Origin of the sequence: Hyphomicrobium sp. (assembly GCF_036262015.1) — a bacterium.
GTDB lineage: Bacteria > Pseudomonadota > Alphaproteobacteria > Rhizobiales > Hyphomicrobiaceae > Hyphomicrobium_C.
The window spans coordinates 57,157-75,333 of sequence record NZ_DATAJR010000003.1; the positions used below are offsets into that span (position 1 = coordinate 57,157).

Sequence of the window (18,177 nt, forward strand, 5' to 3'; positions counted from 1 at the left end):
GTAGGCCAGACGCCGCTGAAGCGTGACGGGGAGGGGCAGCGTTGCATATTTGGTACGTTCATCACTATGGCGGCGGTCCGGGTGTCGGGCTCTACGATCGTCCGTATGAACTTGCCCGCGCTTGGCAGAGACAGGGGCACACCGTCACCGTCTTCGTGGCCCAGTTCCATCATTTGCTCGAAAAGCGTACCCAGCTTGCTGATGATTTCCTCGTCGACGGTGTTCAGTACGTTAGCGTTCCCGCTCGAGGGTATGACGGAAATACCGTCTCACGGCTTTTCAACATCTGGGACCTAACCAAGAATCTCTACCTGTCGGCGGACCGCTATGGACGCGATTGGCAGCGTCCCGACGCGGTCATTGCCTCATCCCCCCATCCGTTCACCATCTATCCCGCCGCCCGCATTGCGCGCAGTATGGGGGCCAAGCTGGTCTTCGAGATCCGGGATATCTGGCCGTTGAGCATCACCGAGATCCTCAAGACCTCGCGGCTGCATCCGTTCGTCCAGCTGTGCGCCATGACCGAACGCTTCGCCCTCACGCGCTCAGACTTGGTCGCCTCCGTGCTGCCACGCGCGGATCGTTATCTTCAAGATCGCGGCTATGGGCACAAGCCGTTTGTCTGGGTGCCTAACGGAACCAACATTCAACGGAATGCCTCGCCCCTCACGACAGAAAACGCCCGAAAGGCCGATGCCGTTCTCGATCAATGGAAAGCCGAGGGTCTCACGACGGTCGTCCACGCCGGATCGCTGGGAAAACCGAATGCCGTGGACCTTCTTCTCGAGGCGGTGGCTTTCGGAGCCTCGCGCGGCGAAACGGATCGCTGCGGCGTTCTACTGCTGGGCTCGGGCGAGCAATTGTCTAAGCTCCAGGAACAAGTCAGTCAGCACAATTTGAAAAACGTGTTCTTCGCTGGCCGTGTCGCCAAGAACGAAGTCAGCGGATTGCTCGAGAAGTCGGATATCGGATACGCGGGGGTGCGGGCTCTCGACCGCCTCTATCAGTATGGCGTCTCGCTGAACAAGTTCGCAGACTACTACGGCGCCTCGCTCCCCGCGCTTTTGCCGATCGAGCCCTGTGGTGATCCGGTTTCGGCTTCCGGAGGCGGCATCGCGCGACGCGCTCAAACGCCGGAGGCTATCTGGAGCGCATTGCACGAACTCGTCGTCATGCCTTCCGACACGCGCCGCGCCCTTGGCGCGAAAGGCAGGGCGTATATGGCACGAGAGTACGACTACGATCTCGTCGCACGCCGATATGTCGAAGCGATCGCGACACTCTCGTGATCGGCGTCTACTGGCCGACGCGGTCGCCGCGTCCCGCGCCCAAGGCGGTCGCCAAGATCAAGCGCAAGTCGGCCGCGATCGACATGTCCTTCAGATAGGCAGCGTCCGCCGCAGCAAGCCGTTGCGGATCCGACATGTCGATGCCTGCCACCTGTGCGACGCCCGTTATTCCTGGCCGGATCCCGTAAAGATTGCGCTCCCGGCGCGCGGCGATGAGCTCAGTTTGAGCGGGGAGGCAGGGGCGTGGACCGACAAAGCTCATCTCTCCGAGAACAATGTTCCAGAGCTGCGGAAGCTCATCGAGTTTGAGACGGCGCAGCCAGTATCCAATCGGCGTGACGGCCGATGCCGAGGTCTCATGACTCGGGGCATCCCGCGTATCCGCGTACATGGTTCGAAGTTTTAAGCAGGTGAAGGGCTGTTCGTGCAGGCCAACGCGGGTCTGCCGAAATATCGCCGGCCCCCGCGAGGTCCAGCGGATCGCCATCGCGCACACAAGAATGGCGGGAACGACGATCGGCAATCCGATCAGCGCGAGCGTAAGATCAAATATGCGTTTCATCTCTTGCCGTGTTTGATTTCCGCTATCGGGGCTCGCTCTCGCGCACCTGTTTATACATTTGCCCGGACGCGACAATGGCCTCGCGAATTCCCTCGGAGGCGGTGAAACCGAAAGTTTCCTGAAAGCGGCTCTCATCGACCTCAAGATCGCCGAGCAATCCTGCCGCTCGCCGGTCCTGCTTCACCGCTCTTGCGGCGGCGGAAAGGACCGCAGGCGGGAACGGTATCAGACGGGGTGGGATTTCCATCCCCCGTCTCAGGAGGGTCACAATCTCGGGAAGCGAAAGCGTGTCGCCGTCCGCGAGGCAGTAGTTGCCTGCTGACTCGGTGGGCCATGGACGCGAGCACAAATGAGAAATGGCTTCAACGACCGAACCCACGCTCACAAGCGATCGCCTGTTCCGCACACTCCCAAAGGGTAGCGGAAGTCCACTCGCAGCGAGCCGCTGGAGCGCGTGCCAGTTCCCTCTGGCCTCGGCCCCTACGACAAGCGGGGGACGAAGAGAGACAGAAAACAGGCCCATTTCTGGTAGTCTCTCCACGTGGTCTTCGGCAAGCCGTTTCGAGATACCGTACGGCGTCGGCGCCGGATGTCGGGTGTCGTCATTCACGACCTCGGCCGAGGCGTTGCCCACCACCGCTGCCAAGCTGCTCAGGTGTATGAACGAGCGCACACCAAGACGGGCGGACATTTCGACGAGCTTTTCGGTGGCATCGGCGTTGGCGCGCATGAACGGAGACGTGTCTGCGCCCCGCGCCTCGACGTGCGCAAGGCCCGCGAGATGGACAACGGCGGAGACGCCGGAGAATGCGTCCTCAAGAGAGGTCGAGGTTTCAATCGGTCCCGTCGCGACAATCCGGATGTCACCTTGCCCCCGCCAAAGCTTATCCGCCTCCTCGGATTTGCGGACGGCGACCGTCAGCGGATGACTTGAGCGCAGTCGGGATACGAGGTTTCGGCCAATAAAACCCGTTGCGCCCGTGACAAGAATTCTTCCCGAACTCATATGCGGCCGTTTGACATTTCTGGGACTGGGGCGGCCTCTGCCAACCGCCTGCCAGAAAACACGAAAAGCGAAATTTCGCAAAGCTGGGCAGAGCCATTCCTGGTGACAATTTCGCGCGACACGGCCCCCATCGCCAGTGTGTCTATCCTGCCATAGGCGTCAGATCGTAGCCTGTTGGCACGAGGGCGAACGGGTTTGCAATCGGTCCCCCACTAGACCATAAGTTCGATCGTTTCCTTGGATCGCCGCTGCACTGGGGGTTGCCACGGCACGCATAGTCATATTGCGTATGCTGGGAGCTGGGGACGGTCTTGTCGCGGCAGCGCGCCTTTTACCGCAAGGCCGTGAAAGAGGATTGAGGACCGCATATCGTCATGAATTTTGAGAAAGAAGCGATTTCCGTCATAGGCTTGGGCTATGTCGGGTTGCCTCTTGCCGTGGAGTTCGGGAAGAAGCGTGATGTCGTCGGGTTCGACATCAACGTCGCCCGCGTCGACGAGCTCAAGGCTGGCCACGACCGTACACTCGAGGTCGATGACGCCGAGTTGAAGACTGCCGCAAAGCTGCGCTTCACGAGCAACGCGAAGGACCTCAGCCAGTGCAAGATCTTCATCGTCACGGTGCCAACGCCGATCGATGAGGCCAACCGGCCGGATCTATCCCCCCTCATCAAAGCCTCGGAGATGATCGGCAGCGTGATGCCGAAAGGCTCCGTCGTGATCTACGAATCCACCGTCTACCCAGGCGCGACCGAGGAAGTCTGCGTCCCGGCTTTGGCGCGCGCGTCCGGCTTCGCTTTCAATGAAGACTTCTTCTGCGGGTACAGCCCGGAGCGCATCAATCCCGCCGACAAGCAGCACAAGCTGCCGACAATCATGAAAGTGACCAGCGGCTCGACCCCCGCGGTCGCCGAGGCCGTCGATAAGCTCTACGGGCAGATCATCACCGCTGGAACGCATAAAGCCAGCAGCATCAAGGTTGCAGAAGCTTCGAAGGTCATCGAGAACACTCAGCGCGACCTCAACATCGCGCTGATGAATGAGCTTTCCGTGGTGTTCGCGCGCATCGGAATCGATACGGCCGAAGTGATCCAGGCGGCGAGCACGAAGTGGAACTTCCTCAACTTCCGCCCCGGCCTCGTCGGCGGACACTGCATCGGCGTCGATCCGTACTATCTGACGCACAAGGCCGAGCAGCTTGGCTACATTCCGCAGGTCATTCTCGCGGGCCGGCGCATCAACGACAACATGGGCCGCTACGTTGCGCGCAACACCGTCAAACGGATGCTGCAGCAGGGGGCCGACGTTGCACGCTGTCGCATCGGCGTGATGGGCATCACCTTCAAAGAGAATTGCCCGGACATCCGCAACTCCAAGGCCGTCGATATCGTGAAGGAGCTTCGCGATCACGGTGCCGAGGTGATCGTCGCAGACCCGAAGGCGGATGCGCGCGAAGTGAAACACGAATACGGCATCATGCTCGGCGAAATCTCACAGGCATCGCCTGTCGATGCGCTCATTGTGGCGGTTGGCCACGAAGAATATCGAAAGATGACGCCGGGTCAGCTTCGCGGCCTCGTCCAGGGAGAGAAGCCCCTGCTCGTCGACGTGAAGAGCCTCTACGATCGCCACGCGTGCGCGGCGGAAGGTTTCAGGGTGTTTCGTCTATAGAGGCGGCGTGCGATGAGCGATAAGTCTGTAAGCGGCCGAAAGGTGCGATTTGCGCTGGTGGGGTGCGGGCGCATCGCAGCCAATCACTTCGGCGCGATCGAGAAACATGCCGATCGGTGCGAGCTGGTTGATGTCTGCGATATCTCTCCTGAGGCCGTCAAAGCCGCGACGGAGCGCACAAAAGCCAAGGGGCATGCCTCTCTTTCGAGCCTGCTCGACAGCACCACGGCGGACTGCGTCATCCTGACGACTCCGAGCGGACTTCACCCCAGCCAAGCCATTCAGGTAGCAAGATCCGGCCGGCACGTGATGACCGAAAAGCCGATGGCGACCCGCTGGAAAGACGGGCTCGCCATGGTGGAAGCATGCGATGCCACCGGCGTCCGCCTTTTCGTCGTCAAGCAGAACCGGCGCAATGCGACGCTGCAGCTCGTTAAGCGCGCGCTCGAGAGGAAGCGTTTCGGGCGCATCTATTCGGTGGCGATCAACGTCTTCTGGACGCGTCCGCAGGACTATTACGACAGTGCGAAATGGCGCGGCACGTGGGAGTTCGACGGCGGCGCCTTCATGAACCAGGCGAGCCACTACATCGATCTTCTCGACTGGCTGATCGGCCCTGTCGAAAGCGTGATGGCATACACGGGAACACTCGCGCGTCACATCGATGTCGAGGATACAGGCGTCGCCGCGCTGCGATGGCGGAGTGGCGCGGTCGGGACGCTGAACGTCACGATGTTGACCTATCCCAAGAACCTGGAAGGCAGCGTAACGATCCTCGGCGAGAAGGGCACAGTGCGCATCGGCGGCGTCGCCGTGAACGAAATCCAAAACTGGGAGTTCGCCGACACGCAGCCCGAGGACGAGACCGTCAAGCAGGCTAACTACGAGACGACGAGCGTCTACGGATTCGGCCATCCCCTCTACTATGACAACGTCATCAAGACGCTGCGCGGCGAGGCCGAAGCAGAGACGGACGGGCGCGAGGGGCTGAAGTCGCTTGAGCTTCTGATCGCGCTCTACTTGTCGGCGCGCGACGGCCGCAAGGTGGCGTTGCCGCTCGAGTACTAGAGCCTTGAAGTGATTGCTGCACATCCGATCGAGGGCAAAAAACTCCGTGTCCAATCCCGTGCGATCGATTTTTGAGGCCTGCATGCTTTCCGACAACGAAAGCGTCAAAGCCTACCTCCATGCGAGCGGAGAGACCGACTGCCGGGATACCCGGGGCCGGACGCCACTCATGCTTGCGTGCCGCGCCGGAGACCGCGAAATCGTTGCAATGCTGCTGGACGCGGGTGCAGATCCAAACGCCACGAACAACTCCGGGACGACACCTCTCATGTACGCCAAGACTGCGGCTTTGGGCAGCGGCGAAACTTCGATCATGGAAGCGCTTCTGAAGGCTGGTGCGGACACTCTCGCGCGAGACAGGGCCGGAATGACGGCACGCGACTATGCCGAGCTCCGCTCCAAGCAGGTCATCGACTTCCTCAAATCCGCCGAGATACGTCCATGAAGATCTGCCTGCTTTCCTATGACGCTCCGCATTTGAAGACCGCACAGGTTTTCCTGCAGCTTCACAACCGGGGCTTCAGCGAGATCGACTTCCTGCTCATGCCCTTCACGCCTAGGCCCGTGCGGGCTGTGGAATTCTCGCATCGCCCGGAGCAGTTCGTGGGTGCCTCTCCGGTGGCACTGGGGCGGGCTTTCGGCGGAAAGGTTTTCCCGTACTCCCAGTGGCGCCAGCACCTCGACGCCTACGACATGTTTCTCGTGTGCGGCTCCAATCTGATCGAGCCCGACTTCTCATCATCGGGAAAAATTTTGAACGTCCACGCCGGACTCATTCCAGCCGTCCGCGGCCTCGACTCCTTCAAGTGGGCCATCCTCAACAATCAACCTCTCGGCAACACTCTGCACCGGATCGATCAAGAAGCCGATGCGGGCGAAGTGCTCGCGCAAGTCAGGACACCGGTGTTTTTGGCGGATACTCCTGCGTCGCTGGCGCAACGCCACTATGAACTCGAGATTTCGATGCTCGGACGTTTCGATGAGCTCGTGAAAACGGGAACGATCTTCGATCTCGAAACGCAGTCTCCCACCAAGCGGATGCCGGCGGAGGTCGAAGAGGAAATGCTCGCCTCATTCGAAGACTACAAGCGCACTCATGCAATGGACCGATAGATTATGGCGCAACACACCGCAGCGCTTCCCTTCATAGATCTCAAGACACAGCAAGCCGCGATCAAGCCGGAGCTGGACCGCAGGATTGCCTCTGTTCTCGCTCACGGCCAATACATCATGGGGCCCGAGGTTGCCGAGCTTGAGACCGCACTCGCCGTGTTTACCGGCAGCAAGCACTGCATCACTGTCGCGAGCGGAACGGAAGCGCTGCTGATTGCGCTCATGGCACTCGGAGTCGGCGCAGGGGACGAGGTCATCACGACTCCCTTCACGTTCGTTGCCACGGTCGAGGTCATCGCGCTTCTGGGTGCAACGCCTGTCTTCGTGGATATCGAGCCCGACACTTTGAATATCGATGCTTCCATGATCGAGGCCAAGATCACGGCGCGAACGAAAGCGATCATGCCCGTGAGCCTCTACGGCCAGGTGGCGAACCTCGATGAGATCAATGCAATTGCCGCTCGGCACGGCAACATTCCCGTTATCGAGGACGGCGCGCAGAGTTTCGGTGCGACTGCGGACGGACGACAAAGCTGCAGCCTGTCGACTTTCGGCTGCACCAGCTTTTTTCCCTCGAAGCCGCTCGGATGCTATGGCGACGGCGGCGCGATATTCACCAACGACGACGAGCTGGCGCGCGCCGTTCGCGAGATCCGCGTTCATGGTCAGAGCAAGCGGTATGTTCATACCCGCATCGGCGTGGGCGGCCGCATGGACACGCTCCAATGCGCCATCGTGCTGGCCAAGATGCCTCGCTTTGCCTGGGAAGTGAGCGAGCGCGCGGCCATCGGCGCCCGCTATACCAAACTCATTCACGAACGCGTCAAGGGAGCGAAAATCGTCGAAACGCGCGACCTGGGCCAGCCACTTGCGGGGCTGCGCACGCTGGCCCTCCGACCCGGACAGACGAGCGTCTATGCTCAGTACACGGTCCTGGTGTCCCGGCGCGACGAGGTCCAGGCGAAGCTGCAGGACTCGGGGGTTCCGACGGCCGTCCACTATCCCGTTCCGCTCAATCAGCAGCCGGCTTACAAGCATCTGGCCGCTGCAGATGGCACCCCTATTTCGGAGTGGGCCGCCCAGCACGTCATGAGCTTACCTATGGGACCGGATCTTACTCCTGGCGACATGGACCGTGTCGTCGCGGCGTTGGCCGCTGCTGTGGCCTGAGGCGAACGGAAAGCCGTGCGTAGCGACAAGGCCCCCACCGCTGTAAGTTCTGCGGCCACCGGAATATTTTTATCCGCTCTAGGCCTGACTGTGGGGGCACTACGCGCATTTGCGCGGCCACCGACTTGCCTTGACAGCGTTCCGGGATCGTCTACGAAGGCATCGGGAACGCGCGTCGGGAGCGCCGCGGTCAATGACAGCATCTTCAATATGCCAGCCGGCGGCCGCCGAGGTTGCCAGTCTTCAGCGCACCATTTCTCAAGTGACTTTTCAGTCGTGGCGCTGCTGCTCTCCGCGCTTTGCAAGCCGTTTCTGCATCTCACTCGATTCCCGATCCAATCGCAGGGCGCAGAGTAACTCTGGGCCCCTTTGATCGCTGGAGGCAACATGCTTCGTCTCGTTTGCGCTGGCGCAGTTGCAATGTGCATGATAGTGCCACGCGTCGGCGTACTGATCGCATGCATCGTAGCTCTTGCTTACTTGCTCGTACGCAACTGGAGCGACCTTACCTCGGGACGCCGCTTTCTTTCGAAGCTCGCGCAGCCGACACCGATCCTCATCTCGATCGCAGCGTTCATTGGCTGGGTTTTTGTCGCCTGCCTCTGGGCCGCGGATCCCATGGAGGCGCTCGAAAAGGCAGCTATTCTCGCGGTTGTAGTGGGCGCCAGCCTTGTCGTGATCCTGCAGCTGGAGGGCCTCTCGGACGACGCTGTCGTACAGCTCGCGCAGGGCGTCTTGATCGGTTTTCTGATCGGCGGATTCTACACGGCTTTCGAGACAGTCTCGCAGGAAGGGCTCACCCGCTTCACGCTGACGTACTTGCCGTTTCTCGAGCAAAGCGGAGGAAAGCACGTCACTGTCGAGAACGGTACGGCCGTGCGGATGTCGGGCGCCCATATGACAAGAGTTTCGTTCGAGTTCGCCCTCCTCTTGTGTCCGGCTATTCTTGCCGCACTTGCCACAACGCGCGGTGCGCTTAGGCTGGCCTGCCTCGCAACCATCGCGGCCTTCAGCGCCGTCGTGATTTTGTGGTCCCGATCGCAGACCGCGCAGCTCGTCGTGCTGTTGACCTTCGTCGTGCTGGCGTTCGCGTTATATTTTCGCAATTTCACGCGCTTCGCCATCGCAGCAGGCTTTGCGGTCATCGTTCTCTTCATCGTCCCGATCGCGCTCAGCCTATTCGCAGCGGAGGTTCACAAGGATCCGGATCTTTTCAGGTCGGCTCGCGCCCGCGTCATCATTTGGGACTACACGTCCAAGCGCGTGCTCGAACATCCTATTCTCGGCGTCGGAACGTATTCGACGCGCTTCATCCATGAAGCACGGATTGCGAAGGAACCTACTTGGGAGGGCGATCTCATCGTGCGGCCCGAAACACGGGATCATCCGCACAACGTCTACCTACAGATCTGGTATGAGCTCGGCGTGGTCGGCGCGCTGCTTTTCGGATGGATGGGTCTCATGATCCTGCGCGCGACCAAGGACGCCGCCATATCCGTTCAGCCGTTCCTTCTCACACAGTTCGCGATGACGGGCGCCCTTATCGGACCGACTTACGGAATGTGGCAGAGCTGGTTCCAGTTCAGCATTGCCGCGGCCACTATTGCGCTCACCATCTGTGCTGCCTGCAAGGCGCGTGTGCGGGTCTCCTCCGAGCAAGTCACCGTTGCGCGAGCGTAGGGTATGATATGGGCGTGTTGGCTTAGGCGTGGCTATCCGATAGCCGGGCCCTCGTCGCCGCAATGTTTGCCAACGGGCTACGGAACGGCGCGTGTCGGGGCGCTTTGCGCTTGGAGGACTTTGCTATGCACAATCCCCATCCAAGCGCGATGAAAGGCCAGAAAACGGGTTTTGCGAATACGATCATCAGCAGCGACGACGCGTTGAGATAGAGCGACAGCTGCCACTCGCTATCCATCGACCGGAAAAAACCGACCAGAGACACGATGGTCGTGGCCACTGCAATCCCAATGTAGAGCACAAAACCGATCAAGCCGAAGCTCACCCAACAGGACAGGGCGTTGTGCGCGTAGCTGCCGCCATCCGGAGTACCGACCAAGAAATGCCCGCCGAATTGGCCGCTGATCGGGCTGGCGACAATCTGTTCCCAGGCGCTGGTCGCATACTCGGTCCGCGTGCTCCAGGACGAGGACTTCGACAAGTCCAGCAACTGCATCTGCCGGGATTCCGTGAGCGCACCGTAGTCCAAAATGAACGGTAGGAGCCCCGCCAGAAGACAAGCGATCGCGAGCAGCGTCAGGCCTTGCGGCGTGCGCGATGCGCGAATGAATTCCACCAGCGCCACTGCGAAGATGAGAGCGACAAGCTCCGATCTTGCAGCCATGAGGAAAGCAATGGCAATCGAGAACGCGGCGAGAATTGCGCGTTGCCACGTCGTTTTCTGGAGCGCCAAGAGCACCATGGACGCAAACACGAACGAACGTGAGAAGCCCTGATAGGACGCAAATTCCTTTTTGGTGTCGAAGATCTCACGCGGAATGAAGTGCAAGCCTTGAACGTAAATGAGAACGACGCTGGCCATCGCGAGCCAAGACATCACGAGCACTTTTTGAAATTTGGGATTGTTGATGTCCATGAATGCGCCCACGGACAACAGGCAAAACCATGAGATCACGAGCGCGCCGGATTGTGCGACCGAGCCTTCCGGCACCTCGCTTCCAATCATGTGGAAAACGGTGGAAACACCGCAGTACAGAATGAAGGCAAGGGTGAAGACGGCTAGCGGCGAGCGCATGGCCTGGTTCACCCATCGCATAAAGAACAGCGAGAGGAAAGCCGCGGCTACAACGGCTGAAATCTCCCTAAACAGGCCGATCTCAAACGGGTTCGTGCCTGCAGCAAGCGTAAAGTGCCAAAAGAAAAAAAAGGGAAATATCCCCAGAAACCCGAGGTTCGCAAAGGTTGCGGTGCTGTGGGGCCTGGAAAGTCGGTGCAACATCGGACCAATGAACTCGCTATACCAACGCCAACGAGTTCCTGACTCTAGTGACGGCTCAGTGCACACGCCAACGAATGAGACGCGCGATCCAGTCTTATGAACAACTTGTTTCATCCTATAACCCGCAGGTGCTCGGATTACTTTGTCTCACTGACTTGCTAACGAGACGCTAAGATGTGTCCACAAGTGGGACACATTCCCTATGCGAACCGACCGAGGGGGATCATTTGGATCTGAGGCCAAATTGCCGGATTGTGCTCACGGGGGTCGCCGGCTTTATCGGATTTCACGTCGCCAGGGCTCTTCTTGAGCGCGGCGCAATCGTTGTCGGCATCGACAATCTCAATTCGTACTACGATCCCACGCTCAAGGACGCACGACTGCGCGAGCTCGACGGCAAACCGGGTTACTCATTCGTCAAACTTGACCTCGCCGATCGCGAGATGACCGCGCAGTTCTTCTCCGATACCAAGCCGGAGATCGTCATCCATCTGGCCGCACAGGCGGGCGTGCGCTACTCGATCGACAATCCCGAGGCCTACGTCGACTCCAATCTCGCCGCGTTCGGCCATGTTCTCGAGGGCTGCCGACGCAATGGCGTGCGCCATCTCGTCTATGCGTCGTCGAGTTCCGTCTACGGTGCGAACACGGTCGTCCCGTTCTCCGTGCACCACAACGTGGACCACCCCGTGAGCCTCTACGCGGCGACCAAGAAAGCCAACGAGTTGATGGCGCATTGCTACAGCCACCTCTACCGACTGCCGACGACCGGCTTGCGCTTCTTTACGGTCTACGGTCCGTGGGGCCGCCCGGACATGGCCGTGTTCAAGTTCACCAAGGCCATACTCGCCGGCGAACCGATCGAAGTATTCAACAACGGCCAGATGCGACGTGACTTCACGTACATCGACGATGTCGTCGAGGGCGTCGTGCGCGTGGCGGCGCGTGTCGCCGCACCCAATCCGGAATGGACCGGCAAGGCGCCCGATCCCGGGACAAGCAATGCGCCCTACCGGATTTACAATATCGGCAATTCAGATCCCGTCGACCTGCTCACGATGATCCAATTGCTCGAGCGCGCGCTCGGACGCGAGGCTCACAAGGTTTGGAAACCCATGCAGGCGGGCGACGTCCCGGAAACCGCAGCCGACGTGAGCGACCTCGTCCGGGACGTGGGGTACCGGCCAGCGACGCCGCTCCAGGTAGGGCTCGACAAATTCGTCGCGTGGTACCGCGCCTACTATGGCCAATAAGGCTTCGGGTGCGACGTTCCACACCGGAGGCGTGCTTGACACGGTATGGCGACGATGGTCAGTAGCCTATCTTCTCGCGTCCGTGGCCAAATTTCCTGACAGAGGCGTCCTAGATGCGATCTGAACACGTAGCTCAGGCTCTGGAGCGGGCCCGCGATATCGTCGATCAAGAGATCGAGGCACTCGCACAATTGCGGGACAGCTTCGACGACAATCTCATCAAGGCCGTCAGCGTCATCCATGGCTGCACGGGCCGCCTCGTCGTAACGGGCGTCGGCAAGTCGGGGCACATCGGTGCCAAGCTTGCCGCCACTTTTGCTTCGACCGGCACGCCTTCCTTTTTTCTGCACGCCGCGGAGGCCGCACACGGCGACCTCGGCATGATCACGAGCCAGGATGTCGTGCTCGCGATCTCGAATTCCGGCATGACGAAAGAGCTCTTCCCGATCCTCGAGTTCTGTGCCGCCAACGGCGCGAAGGTCATTTGCATGACCTCGAACGAGACGAGCCGTCTCGCAGAGAAGTCCGACATCTGCCTCCGGCTTCCCAAGGTGAAGGAGGTTTGCCCGAACAACCTGGCCCCAACCTCATCGGCTATCATCACATTGGCCGCCGGGCACGTGCTCGCGGTCCTGCTGATGGATCGGCGCTCGTTTATCGATTCCGATTTCGGCAAGCTGCATCCGGGGGGACGGCTCGGCCTGCTTCTCTCGTCGGTGCGCAGCTATACGGAAGAGTTCAAAGACGAGGTGCCCACGGTGCATCCTCAAGAACTCATGGGACATGTCGTCATCCGGCTCGCCGAGGGACAGCGTGGCTGCGTCGTGGTGACGGAGGAAAGCACAAACCGTTTGCTCGGGCTCATCACCGAAGGCGACCTCCGGCGCGCATTCTCACCCGACATGTTCGGTAAAACGGCGCAGGCCATCATGACCACGCGACCGGTAACGGTCAGCGTCGAGGATCTCATGAGCACGGCCGTGTCGATCATGAAGGAGCGGCGCATCGCCAACGTCGTTGTTGTCGACGGCGAGACGGTGGTCGATGTGCTGCATACCAAGGACCTCATGCAGCGCGGCTACATGTGAGGCCGTGCGCCAGCCAGTTGCCCGCAAACAAAAAACCCCGAGGCGGATGCCCCGGGGTTTTGAATTTCTGAACTCTGCGGCCTGAGATTAGGCGGCGACAGGAGCAGCCAATGCCGCGTCGATCTTTTCTTTCAGGACCTTCTCGTTGAACGGCTTGATGATGTAGCCGCTCACGCCTGCGCTCTTGGCGGCGTTGATGTTGTCCTGCTTGGATTCCGCGGTGACGAGAATGAACGGCGTCTTGCCCATCTCCGGATCGGCGCGCACGACCTTCAGCAGCTCGTAACCCGTCATCGGCTCCATGTTCCAGTCGGAGATGATAAGGCCGTACTGCTTTGCCTTGATCTTCTGGAGCGCTGCCTCGCCGCTCGCTGCGTCATCGACGTTTTCAAAACCGATTTGCTTCAAGAGCTTTTTGATAATCCGAACCATGGTGCTGTAATCGTCGACGACGAGTACAGGCATGTTGTTGACGCTCATAACCCTAATCCCCTTACAAACCCATCTCGTGGCCAACGACCGCAACCGCAGCGGATCGCGCGCACTCGCTCTGCCGATGTCCCCGAAGTATGCGCGTAGATTGCTTGCGATAGTATTAATGGGTCGTTGCAGAACGACGAGCGAATAACCCCAATTTGCACTCATAGCGGCCGCCGTTCCCGTAACGGAATCGAAACCTCTACCGGTTAACTATGTGTTTCGTGAAAGAGTAGAGCGGCAGCCTGCGTCTGAGCCGAACAACAATGGCTCGATGCGCCGACCGCAGTCGAGGAAGCACGTGATGTCCGCACCTTTGATTCGCGTTCTGGTCGTGGACGATTCCCCATTCATGCGGGGCGTACTGCCGCCAAAGATCGAATCCGATCCGCGGTTCAAGGTCATCGGAACGGCTGTGAACGGCCGCGACGCTATCGAGAAGACGCTTGCGCTGCAGCCCGACGTGGTGACCCTCGACATCGACATGCCGATTATGAACGGCATCGACGCGTTGAAGGAGATCGTGCGCCAGAGCACCTCGTCGGTGATCATGCTCAGCGCCCGCACCGAACAGGGTGCCGCCATCACGCTCGAGGCGCTCGCCCTCGGCGCGGTCGATTTCATTCCCAAGTCCCGCGGCGTCGAGCGCATCCACGAGAAGCTTCTGGCCGCAGTCGAGGCAAAGACGCAGAGGACGCGTTCTGCGTCTCCGCGGCCCGCTGCAGCCGTTCGCTCCACGGCGCCGCCACGCGCTGCCGCCGGCGCACGGCTCAACGCCAAGATTTGTGTGATCGGATCGAGCACCGGCGGTCCTCAGGCCCTACAGGCCGTGCTCTCGCAGCTTCCGGAAACGCTTCCGGTTCCGGTCGTCATTGCGCAGCATATGCCCCCAAACTTCACGAAAGCGCTGGCACAGCGCCTGAACGACACGTGCAAGCCCAAAGTCGTCGAGGCCGAGGACGGCATGACCTTGACCAAGGGCACCGTCTACATCTCGCCCGGCGGGATGCAGACACGCGTCACAGCAACCGAGATCAAGATCTCGCCTGACCAGGGCGAAAGTCTCTACAAGCCATCCGTAGACGTTCTGGCGGAGAGTGCGCGTGGCGCGTTCGGCAAGAACGTACTCGGCGTCATGTTGACGGGTATGGGTGGTGACGGTGCGGCCGAGTTCGCGAAATTGCGTAAGCTCGGCGGCTACAACATCTCGCAGGATCAAGCCTCCTGCGTCGTGTACGGAATGCCGCGGTCTCTCGTAGAAGCCGGTGGAGCAGACGAAGTGCTGCCCCTTGATCAGATCGGCGCCCGCATCAAATCGGCGCTCGGCTGCTGAGCCCGGTCCGCTCAAAGCGGGCCAGGGTTATCCTGATCTTCGAAGTCACTGAGCTCGGTCTCTCCACACAAGAGAGACAGGATAAGTGCGTGGCTCTTGTTGGCCGCTCCAAGCTTGCGCTTGATATTCTCGATGTGAACCCGGACCGTGTTTGGGCTGATATCGAGCTGCTGGGCAACCTCCTTCTCGGAATGCCCGCGTCCGCTCAGAACTAAGCAGTCACGTTCGCGACGCGTCAGCAGGTCACGACGCTTTTGGGTGGGTACTGATAGTTCGCCGAGATATGCCGTCACCCGCCGCGCCCCTTTTTTCTTTCCGTATCAGGTAAACACCAGACTCACGCTGTGGGTCCGATATGACAGGGCTAAGGCAGGTGCCTTATCCCAGGCTTGCAGTCACCCGCCTTTGATGCGCGCTGTTTCGCGTGCGCAGTACTCTTGCCACAGTGTTCGGTATGCCTGCTCGACTTCGCGCGCGAGACCGACGCTGTCGGACCCGAGAGGCGACGCCTTGAACCGGGCGCGCAGGCTTCCGCGCAGATGCGCAAGCGTCGCGAGGTTGCTCGCGGCGGTCGCTGCACGTGCGACGTACGAATCAACGTCGTTTGTCACCCAATCGTCGAGACCGACGCTCCCGAGGATCGAGCCCCCGAAACGGCCGACAGGCGGACGCGCCGACATCGAGATGACGGGAACGCCAAGCCACAAGGCTTCGATCGTCGTCGTGCCGGCATTGTGCGGGAACGGATCAAGTGCGATATCGATCGTGCCGTATGCTTCCCACGTACGCGGCTGCGGCGACGTATAGACCAGCTTCACGCGGCCGGGCTCGATGCCGAGGTCTGCAAAGCGAGCGTGCCACGCGATGCAGCTCTCTTCCTCGCGGAACGGCTTGCTATTGAGCACGAGGCGGGAATTCGGCACGGACTTCAGAATGCGCGCCCAGGCTTTGATCACGTCGTCGTTGATGCGGGCCGGACGGCTGAAGCAGCCAAAGGTCACAAAGCCGTTCTTGAGGGCGGGAAGCGGTGCGACCTCGGGCATGCCTTCGGGCGGGATGTAAACTTGCGGCATCCGTGAAATCCGAATCGGGCGTTCCGAGAAATAGCGCTCGGCGCCTTCGGGGCAGAGGGCCGCATCGATCAGCAAGGCGTCGATGGCTGAGAGGCCCGTCGTCGTACCTGACCCAACCATATGCGAGACCTGAACCGGCGCGGGCTTGCGGGCGAAGGTCAGCAGGCGATTGCCAGAGGTGTGTCCGGCAAGATCAACGAGGATGTCGATCCCGTCACCGCGGATCAAATCGGCGACGTCGGCGTCGGAGTGTCCCATTGTCGAGCGCCAGCGTGACGCGTGTCCCCGGAAACGCTCAGTCACCGCATCGGCGTTGGCAACTTCGGCGTAACAGGTCACCTCGTAGCGGGATTGATCGTGGGCGGCGATGAGCGACTCGATGAAGAAGCTCACTGCGTGATAGCGGAAATCCGGCGAAACGTAGCCAATGCGGAGCGGGCGATCGGGATCCCGCGAACCGAGATACGTTGGGTTGGCCGGACGCAGCGCGGCGGCGTGCTGACGGTCCCAATCCTGGTAGGCCTCGAAGATCGTTTCAGGCAACAGATCCGTCCGGTAGTTCAGGCAGAAAAGATAGTTCGAATGCGCGATGGCGAAGTCGGGCTGGAGCGCAACCGCTTGCTTGAAGCAATCGGCGGCTTCCGGCAGCCGGTCCTGATGCATCAGGGCCGTGCCGATGTTGTTCATCGCGTTGGCGTTGCGCGGATTGACCTCGAAGGCCCGACGCGCGGCGGCTTCGGCCTCGCGTGCGTTGCCGGCCAGCGAGAGGGTCCACGACAGGTTCGACCAGCCATCGGAATAGTCGGGATTGATCGTCAAGGCATAGCGCAAGTGCGCTTCGGCCTCGGCCGCCCGGCCCATATCCTTGTACACGGTGGCGAGGTTGTTGTGCGCCTCGGGCGATTTGGGTGCGAGCCGCACGGCCTCCTTGCCTTGTACCTCGGCCTCGGCGAGGCGTCCCAGCCCGCGCAACATGGGCGTGACGTTCCAGCGGAAGTCGGCCCGATCCGGCTGAAGGCGGATGGCTTCAGTCAGATCGATGACAGCCTCGGCAAGACGGCCAAGCCTGTACGACGCGACACCGCGTAGATGACGTGCCTCAGCGTTGTCGGGAGCCTTTTTGGCAACGGCATCGGAGAGCGCCAATGCGCGGGCGTAGGCACCCGACTGAAAGGCTGCGATGGCCTGCTCAAGGGATGCGGGTCCAGCGTCAGCAACGGTTTTCTTTTGCCCGGCCGCCCATTGCGTCCATAGATTTCGGAAAGCAGTTTCGAGGGCGCGGGCGAGGCCGGGTCCGTCGGCCAGCGGGGAGGATTCCACGCGCGCCCGCAGACCGGACCTCAGCTGGGCCAGGGCCGCAATGTCTCGAGCTTTGGAGGCGGCCAGCGCCACGTAACCCGCAACGTCCGTCGCAACCCAGTCCCGCAGCCCCGCCGCGCCGAGCACGCTCGCCCCGAACCGGCCCACCGAGGGGCGGTCCTCGACCGACACAACCGGAACACCCAGCCACAAGGCCTCGATCGTCGTCGTTCCCGCATTGTGCGGGAACGGGTCGAGCGCGATGTCCACCTCTCCATACGCCGACCACGTCTTCGGCTGCGGGCTCGTGTAGACCAGTTGCAGACGATCGCGCGTGATGCCATGCGCCGCAAAGCGCGTCGCCATCAGATCGGCAAACGCCGTCTCCGAGAACGCCTTCGAGTTCAGCATCAGCCGGCTGTCGGGTACCCGCTTCAGAATCTCGGCCCAGGCCGTCACAACCCGGTCGTTGAGCCGTTCCGTGCGTCCGAAGTAGCCGAACGTCACATAGCCCTTCGTCAGCGCCGGCAGCGGAGAGACCGCCGGGAACCCCTCCGGCGGCTGGTAGGCCAGCGGAATGCGGGGCAGGCGTACGATCGTCTCGGCGAACAGCGCCTCGCTGCCCACCGGCGCCATCTCCTGGTCCGACAGGAACACGTCCATCGCCGACAGGCCTGACGTGTAGCCATGACCCAGGAAGTGGGCGACCTGGATCGGCGCCGGCTTGCGCGCCATGGCCAGGATGCGGCTTGCCGACGTGTGGCCGCCGAAGTCCACCAGGATGTCGATCCGGTCGGTGCGGATCTGATCCGCAACC

The 18,177-nt window shown here is 61.0% G+C and carries 16 protein-coding genes; 10 read left to right on the forward strand and 6 right to left on the reverse strand.

Translation table 11 applies throughout. The annotated features are described in order from the left end of the window. Window positions 1-41 precede the first annotated feature (41 nt). Window positions 42-1,289 (forward strand): glycosyltransferase family 4 protein, encoded by a 1,248-nt coding sequence (locus tag VHO05_RS00885; protein WP_329644722.1) that lies wholly within the window; start codon window positions 42-44, stop codon window positions 1,287-1,289. Between the two features lie 7 nt (window positions 1,290-1,296). Here VHO05_RS00885 and VHO05_RS00890 read toward each other — a convergent pair whose 3' ends face one another. Both VHO05_RS00890 and VHO05_RS00895 read right to left on the reverse strand, forming a co-directional pair. After that, window positions 1,297-1,851 carry a sugar transferase gene (locus VHO05_RS00890; protein ID WP_329644723.1) on the reverse strand — a complete coding sequence of 185 codons (555 nt, stop codon included), beginning with the start codon at window positions 1,849-1,851 and terminating at the stop codon, window positions 1,297-1,299. Between the two features lie 22 nt (window positions 1,852-1,873). Further along, entirely contained in the window at window positions 1,874-2,857 is a 984-nt protein-coding gene (locus VHO05_RS00895; RefSeq protein WP_329644724.1) for an NAD-dependent epimerase/dehydratase family protein, read from the reverse strand. 374 nt (window positions 2,858-3,231) lie between these two features. Between VHO05_RS00895 and VHO05_RS00900 the strand changes: the two genes are divergently transcribed. From VHO05_RS00900 to VHO05_RS00925, 6 genes are all read left to right on the forward strand, one after another. Then, window positions 3,232-4,527: a nucleotide sugar dehydrogenase gene (locus tag VHO05_RS00900; protein ID WP_329644725.1), complete on the forward strand. Its 1,296-nt coding sequence runs from the start codon at window positions 3,232-3,234 to the stop codon at window positions 4,525-4,527. 12 nt (window positions 4,528-4,539) lie between these two features. Continuing rightward, complete coding sequence (locus VHO05_RS00905; RefSeq protein WP_329644726.1) at window positions 4,540-5,595, forward strand: Gfo/Idh/MocA family oxidoreductase; 1,056 nt, start codon at window positions 4,540-4,542, stop codon at window positions 5,593-5,595. Between the two features lie 58 nt (window positions 5,596-5,653). Then, on the forward strand, window positions 5,654-6,040 hold the full coding sequence (locus VHO05_RS00910; RefSeq protein WP_329644736.1) for an ankyrin repeat domain-containing protein: 387 nt from the start codon (window positions 5,654-5,656) through the stop codon (window positions 6,038-6,040). Then, on the forward strand, window positions 6,037-6,708 hold the full coding sequence (locus VHO05_RS00915) for a formyltransferase family protein (protein ID WP_329644727.1): 672 nt from the start codon (window positions 6,037-6,039) through the stop codon (window positions 6,706-6,708). Before VHO05_RS00910 ends, VHO05_RS00915 begins: the two co-directional genes overlap by 4 nt. Before the next feature lie 3 nt (window positions 6,709-6,711). Continuing rightward, window positions 6,712-7,878, forward strand: a complete 1,167-nt coding sequence (locus VHO05_RS00920; RefSeq protein ID WP_329644728.1) for a DegT/DnrJ/EryC1/StrS family aminotransferase — start codon at window positions 6,712-6,714, stop codon at window positions 7,876-7,878. A 387-nt stretch (window positions 7,879-8,265) separates the two neighbouring features. After that, window positions 8,266-9,558 (forward strand): O-antigen ligase family protein, encoded by a 1,293-nt coding sequence (locus VHO05_RS00925; RefSeq protein WP_329644729.1) that lies wholly within the window; start codon window positions 8,266-8,268, stop codon window positions 9,556-9,558. Between the two features lie 22 nt (window positions 9,559-9,580). On the opposite strand, the gene VHO05_RS00930 is transcribed toward VHO05_RS00925, so the two are convergent. Continuing rightward, window positions 9,581-10,633 (reverse strand): O-antigen ligase family protein, encoded by a 1,053-nt coding sequence (locus tag VHO05_RS00930; RefSeq protein WP_329644730.1) that lies wholly within the window; start codon window positions 10,631-10,633, stop codon window positions 9,581-9,583. A gap of 431 nt (window positions 10,634-11,064) precedes the next feature. Between VHO05_RS00930 and VHO05_RS00935 the strand changes: the two genes are divergently transcribed. Beyond that, window positions 11,065-12,090 (forward strand): NAD-dependent epimerase, encoded by a 1,026-nt coding sequence (locus VHO05_RS00935; RefSeq protein ID WP_414653647.1) that lies wholly within the window; start codon window positions 11,065-11,067, stop codon window positions 12,088-12,090. 113 nt (window positions 12,091-12,203) lie between these two features. Further along, window positions 12,204-13,178, forward strand: coding sequence for a KpsF/GutQ family sugar-phosphate isomerase (locus VHO05_RS00940; RefSeq protein WP_329644731.1), 975 nt, complete (start codon window positions 12,204-12,206; stop codon window positions 13,176-13,178). An 87-nt stretch (window positions 13,179-13,265) separates the two neighbouring features. Here the strand turns inward: VHO05_RS00940 and VHO05_RS00945 are convergent, their stop codons facing one another. Further along, entirely contained in the window at window positions 13,266-13,658 is a 393-nt protein-coding gene (locus tag VHO05_RS00945) for a response regulator (RefSeq protein WP_329644732.1), read from the reverse strand. A 301-nt stretch (window positions 13,659-13,959) separates the two neighbouring features. On the opposite strand from VHO05_RS00945, the gene VHO05_RS00950 reads away from it, so the two are divergent. Then, the gene (locus VHO05_RS00950; RefSeq protein ID WP_329644733.1) at window positions 13,960-14,988 is read left to right on the forward strand and encodes a chemotaxis response regulator protein-glutamate methylesterase; all 1,029 of its coding nucleotides are present in this window, start codon (window positions 13,960-13,962) and stop codon (window positions 14,986-14,988) included. Window positions 14,989-14,999: 11 nt separating this feature from the next. On the opposite strand, the gene VHO05_RS00955 is transcribed toward VHO05_RS00950, so the two are convergent. Further along, window positions 15,000-15,281: a helix-turn-helix transcriptional regulator gene (locus tag VHO05_RS00955; protein WP_329644734.1), complete on the reverse strand. Its 282-nt coding sequence runs from the start codon at window positions 15,279-15,281 to the stop codon at window positions 15,000-15,002. Window positions 15,282-15,383: 102 nt separating this feature from the next. Then, window positions 15,384-18,177, reverse strand: a 2,794-nt coding sequence (locus VHO05_RS00960; protein ID WP_329644735.1) for a tetratricopeptide repeat protein, incomplete at its 5' end; no start/stop codon positions are given.